Genomic DNA, 5,586 nt, shown 5'->3' with positions numbered 1-5,586 from the left:
GTGATGTATTTAATGATTGGTAGATTGGCCAGGTATTTGCTGTAAAGGTAGAGTTTGTTATAGTTATAGACCCTTGGTTTATCCATATCCCATAATTAGAGCTTGAACCAATAAGGCAATTGTTTAAGGTTAATATGCCTTCAACATAGAGGTTTGAAGCCTTGGCATAATGGGGGTATCCACCATAGAGGATGTTTGTGTAATTAAGATTAGCATAGCCATAAACCTCAATGCCTCTCCAATAGCCCTTTTGTTGGGAATAGCCAGTAAATACAACCGGGGAATTGAGAGAGCCATATGTGTTTAGTGTTCCAGAGATAGTAAATAGCCTTCCATTGTTAAACCTTACCTCAACCCCTCTCTCTACATAAAGCTCCTTGTCCAAAGGCACATTTATATCCCCCTCCACGAGATAAGGGCTATTCCCCTCTGTCCATGTGCCAGAAACATCGCCACTTACCGTTTCTGTAGCCCCTCCATTTCTCACCAACCAAAACCCAAATACTAAAAACAAAACAAACCTTTTCATTCCTTCATCACCTCATTAGGATTTAAAACCCATAACCCTTGCTGATTTCTTTATCCAACAATAAAAACGCCTTAAGCAAGCCTAAATTTTGCTTTAACCCAGGTCTTTCTTGGATGTAAAGGCTTGCCATTACCTCTTTAGCCCTTAAAAGCTCCTTTAATTTCCTTTTATCCTTCAAGCATTCAATAGTAATGTATAAAAGCTCAAAAGCCCTTTCATAGCAAAGTTTTACCTCGCTAAAATCCCCTTTCTCTATCCAATTATTCGCCCTCTGTATTTCACTTACAATCATAAGAACCTGCTTATAAAAGGGGAAACCAGACCACTTTTTTGAGGTTAAATCCTTATGATACTTAAGATTCATAGTCTATTAGCTCCTCGGTAATCTTTCTTATCCTTTCCCTTATCCCTCTATCCTTTATCTCCATAGAATAATTGTTCTGATGGGGACGAATATTGATCAAGGCGGTATATTCTATAAAATCTTCTTTCTCCTTGAAAGGATACAGATTTATCCCCCATATATCCTCTTGCCTTGACCCATTCTCCAAAAGGTATCCTTCCAGGTCTGCATGCAACTCTCCATCAATACACATAACACAATTTTCCAAATCCACCACCGCCTTTATCAATGTCTTGAAATAATTTAAATATTTCTCTCTTAACCTACCCTTGGTAATCCTTTCTCTTATAATCTCCATCCCTCATTACCTCTATGAACTATCCACTATGAACTCCTTTACCTTTTCAATAAACCTAGGATACAATTCCTCTCCATTTTTAATGAAATCCTTAATTCGCATCCAGTTAATATCCAGATATTCATGAACCACGATATTCCTTAAAGCGGCAAAACTAGAAAGCCTTTTGGCAAATTCTTCCTCAAAATAAAAAAGCCCAAATTGCTCTAATGTCTCTTTATACGCATTAGGAAGCCTTTTCTTTTCAGAGGCCAATATAATCTTTGCAATATCTAAAGAGGCCATTACTATATTCTCAATCCAGCGTTCTACATCCCTCCTTTTTGAACGATCATTGCTATATTCTTCCCAGGTAAATCCCTTAAATTTCTCAATATCCCCAAATTCATTCTCTAAAAAAATTAATGTTTCAATAAGAATTGCCTTGTTTTCTTGGGTTAAAGAAGCTGATGCCTCTCTTATTCTAAAGAAATCAGAGACAAAATTCCAATAATCAATCGCCTCATAGCTTGTTTTGCAAAGAAGCCTTAAGTAAAGCTTTTTATCATCAATCTTCAAGGGAACCCCTGAATTTAAAACAGAAAATACCAAAGATGGACGAGCCCGATTTAAAACCAAAAGGTCAACATCATCTGTCTTTAAAATATCAACCAAATCGCCCCACATCCCTTTTTCATCGGGATAATCTCTTTCTGTTTCTAGCTCCATATATGTATATGGCTTAAAATAAACCCCAATATCCCAATCAGAAACCCTCCTTGATAATCCTTTTGCTTGAGAGCCAAAAAGAAAGGCAAGAACTACATTCTCTTTCTTCTCAAAATACCCCTTTAATCGCGAAATCATTTTATTGTTCATTATCATTAACCGTATCTATTCAGTTCTATTTTTGACAGGATGAACAGGATTAACGGGATTGGGTTTATCCTGTTGTGGCAGTTCCCTCACTTTTCGCTTTACTTCAACCTTCTTTTCTCCAAAATTAATAACCAAACCAACATCCTTATGAGTGGCAGTCAAATAGTTCACCAATTGTAATTCATGTGCAATGGCAATCCGTCGAACAGATTTTAATTCCAAAATTACCACATCTTCTACGATAATATCTGCCTCAAACTCTCCGACAATCTCTCCATCATAGAATACTTTAATAGGCTTTTGCGATTCCGCCTTCAACCCGACTCTTTTCAATTCAATTAGTAAACATTTCTCATAAACTGATTCTAAGAACCCAAATCCCATGGTATTATAGACACGATAAGCACAGCCAATAATTTTCTTCGTCAATTCCTTATATTTTAACATCCTGTCCATCTTGTAAATCCTGTCAAAAGACCTGAATAGTTACAATTTGTAATCATTTAATTATTCCAATTTTCCCTATTTTCTTCTTTCCCTCCCAATCCTCACCAACCCAGAGATAAACCCCTGATGATAAGCCCAGCTTGTTTGGATAAATAACAACCTTACCATCCTCAGGAACAATCTCGCGAAAGATTCTTTCTCCAGAGATATTATAAATATCCAAGAATGATTCCTTTAAAAGGTTTTCAAAACATATTCCATTCTTTCTATGCTTATGCAAAACCCAGGGGTTTGGATAGCAAAATGCCTTTTTTTCAACAAAAGAAGCTGGATTTCCAAGCAATGTCCAGGTTGAAAGATGGGGTGTTTCAACAATTATCTTTCCATCCTCTGTTTTTTGATTTTCTGCCAAATTCCAACCCTGATTCTCCCAGTAATATGCCTTGATGCTTTCAGGAACAAACCCGGTAGCATCAAAGGAAAATGTCAAGGTAAAGCTTGCCTTAAGGTCAAGGGGAATAGGAGAAAGCTCATAGATTGCCCCAAGATAATTTTCTTTGGGATAATTGGCAAAATCGCCAATTTTTACCTTTACATAACCCTCAGCATTCTTTAAAGATAAGGATAAAGAACCGAACAAGAAATTTTCTATTTTTGGATATACAATGATTGTCTTTGTTCCCTTAAAGTATCCATCAGAGGCGCTTAAGGTATGCGTGCCTTGGGTAAAAGAGAGAGAATCTGTAATATAATTCCCAATATTCCTTAAAGACAAAACACTAAACCCTTCACCCGAAAGGGATACCATTCCAAAGAAGCTTACCGGGTCTTCTTTCCTTATCCCCCTAATTCTTACATCTACCGGAATATCCTCAACCCATTCATCGGGTATAAAAATCCTAAACCCAGTAAGATCAGGAAAGCTTAGGAAGAAATCCTCCTCTGAGATACCCAATAGCTCATCATCCTTGAATACACCCACCACCAGGCTATGCCTTCCCGAATATCCTGAAGAGAAGAATCCCTTAATCGGATAAGCGATCTCCCGCATCTCAAGGAAAACTATATCCTTCCCAAGTAGGGAAAATCCATTCATTGTATCCTTAAGCCAATAGGATATAGAGTAGCTTCCCGGATATGAGGGCAAAAGACGAACATTTGCCACAAATCCCTCATCCTGAATATAGCTTCCTTTATCCATCTCTATTCCAAGCATAACCACCTCATATCCTTTTACATCAAAGGGAAGCTTCCCCGATTTTGTATTGCTCTCCCAGGTTATATAGTATGTTCCCGATTTCATATTTGGGGGAAGGAAAAAGGAAGCCGTTCCTTTAAGAAGGTGATTAAAATGGAAGTAAGGTGGGCTTCCTGGTGTGAAAAGCGTGAGGCTTCCTTCCCCCTCAATTTCCATTAAAACAAGCTCTCCGGGAGCAAATACATCCTTTAAAAGCCTTATTGCGACATCTTCTTGTTTTCTTAGATAAACAGAATCAAGCCAAAGACCCCTTCCTGTCTTGGTATATATCCCAAAGAATATCTTCTTATCAAATAAAGGATGAAATGAAAAGATAGAGCTATGGCTTCCTTTGCTTGCCAATTCAAATTCATCAATTTTTTCCTCTCCAGCTAACCTGAATATTGTGCTAAGGCTTCCGGTAAGCCCATTTTTATTATTTATGGTTATGGTGAGGGTTGCAATATCTCCCTCATTATACCATTTTCTATCAAGGCTAGTTTCTACCCCAATTTCCCATCCTTTAAGATATAGAGGAAAGGAATGCAATTCATCAATCCTTAAATACCCAGTATATGTTCCTGCAGCAAGGTCATCGTCTATGAAAAAGGCAAATTCTAAGGTACAAGAAGAGCCCCTTTCCAGAAATACCCCCCTTTTTTCTGAAAATTCAAGGAAGGAAAAGAAAATATCTTTCTTTCCCGAAGTCCATCCCCGATTGTTTATAACAAATGTAATTGTGCCAAATCCTCCAATATTTAATTGTGTATAGGTTGCTTTTTCTATCTCAAACCTTGGGCTAAATGAGAATTCCTCCTCTTTTTCATCTACTTTATTTCCCAGATAAAGAATAGAGGCATTGATAATGTGGGTTCCCTCAAAAGGAAGGATGGGAATCTTTATCGTAGAGGTAGCCAGCTTCTCAATGCTAATCTCGGTTGATGTTGAGATAAAGCTTGAAACAATAGATAATTGGCCTAAAAATCCATTTACACCTGTATTTTCAACCTCTACACATAATGTCTTCTCCTGCTCATCAAGGAAAATATCCCCAATCCTTGCAGTATTTTCTTTGGCTACATTGAGTGGTATTTGCACCTTTTCCCTAAAGAAGCTTGAGCCAATCTTGTATTCGCCAATTGTAATCCCCTCATAGTGGAGTATCCCCTCTATCTTTTCATTAGGCTTAATATATACCTCTATCTTATTTTCCTTATTTGCGTTTTGCGTTTTGCGTTTTAAGTTTTTAGTTTTTATCGTTATGTATCCCGTTGCTGTAGAGAGCTTTCCATCCTTTAATAAAGAAAATTCAAGCTCAAAGGTTGATGAGAGGGAACCATTATTCTCAATTGTAAATGGAATCTCAACCCATCCCTCTTTATAGACAGCATCTGGTTTTAGCTCTACATTAACCTTTTCTCCAAATACAATGTAAAATGTTATTATAGCCACATAATCTCCTGTTATTGTTAATGTAAATGTTGCATCATTTGTAATTGAAAATGCCTCTTGAATTATTGCCTCATTGCCTGGATTAAGTAGATATTCATAATCTCCAGTAAGTCTACAAAAAAGGTGCAGAGGACGCAGAGTTGGATTCTTTAGCCTTATCCTCAATGTATTTGTCCCTTTTCCAACCAGGCTTTCAGAAAGAAGGGAAATATCTAATCTTGACTCTTCTACAATGACATACTCCCTTATCCCAATGTCTTGGAGATAGCCTTCAATATAGAATGATTGTGTTCCTTGGAAGGTAAAGGTAAATGTTTGGGTTGAGTTTGGCTCAATTTGCAAGGTTTCCTGGTAAGGTGGAA

At 37.3% G+C, this 5,586-nt stretch carries 6 protein-coding genes; all 6 read right to left on the bottom strand.

Annotation, left to right across the window (positions count from 1 at the left end):
* Nucleotides 1-529 (bottom strand): hypothetical protein (locus AB1630_09920; GenBank protein MEW6104106.1); only part of this gene is annotated, 529 nt, incomplete at its 3' end.
* Nucleotides 530-551: 22 nt separating this feature from the next.
* Nucleotides 552-821 carry a hypothetical protein gene (locus tag AB1630_09915; GenBank protein MEW6104105.1) on the bottom strand — a complete coding sequence of 90 codons (270 nt, stop codon included), beginning with the start codon at nt 819-821 and terminating at the stop codon, nt 552-554.
* A 61-nt stretch (nt 822-882) separates the two neighbouring features.
* Nucleotides 883-1,230, bottom strand: coding sequence for a DUF5674 family protein (locus AB1630_09910; GenBank protein MEW6104104.1), 348 nt, complete (start codon nt 1,228-1,230; stop codon nt 883-885).
* Between the two features lie 12 nt (nt 1,231-1,242).
* Complete coding sequence (locus AB1630_09905) at nt 1,243-2,088, bottom strand: HepT-like ribonuclease domain-containing protein (GenBank protein MEW6104103.1); 846 nt, start codon at nt 2,086-2,088, stop codon at nt 1,243-1,245.
* Between the two features lie 15 nt (nt 2,089-2,103).
* Nucleotides 2,104-2,535, bottom strand: coding sequence for a GxxExxY protein (locus tag AB1630_09900; protein MEW6104102.1), 432 nt, complete (start codon nt 2,533-2,535; stop codon nt 2,104-2,106).
* Between the two features lie 52 nt (nt 2,536-2,587).
* A partial coding sequence (locus AB1630_09895; protein ID MEW6104101.1) for a hypothetical protein occupies nt 2,588-5,586 on the bottom strand: 2,999 nt, incomplete at its 5' end.

This window comes from bacterium (genome assembly GCA_040753555.1).
GTDB lineage: Bacteria > UBA9089 > UBA9088 > UBA9088 > UBA9088 > JBFLYE01.
The sequence above is the reverse complement of the archived record's forward strand: the minus strand, read 5'-3'. Positions and strand labels throughout refer to the sequence as shown.

Bases quoted from the DNA above. Each gene is read 5' to 3' on its own strand.
- AB1630_09915 (MEW6104105.1), bottom strand. From the start codon at position 821: ATGATTGTAAGTGAAATACAGAGGGCGAATAATTGGATAGAGAAAGGG.
- AB1630_09910 (MEW6104104.1), bottom strand. From the start codon at position 1,230: ATGGAGATTATAAGAGAAAGGATTACCAAGGGTAGGTTAAGAGAGAAA.
- AB1630_09905 (MEW6104103.1), bottom strand. From the start codon at position 2,088: ATGAACAATAAAATGATTTCGCGATTAAAGGGGTATTTTGAGAAGAAA.
- AB1630_09900 (MEW6104102.1), bottom strand. From the start codon at position 2,535: ATGTTAAAATATAAGGAATTGACGAAGAAAATTATTGGCTGTGCTTAT.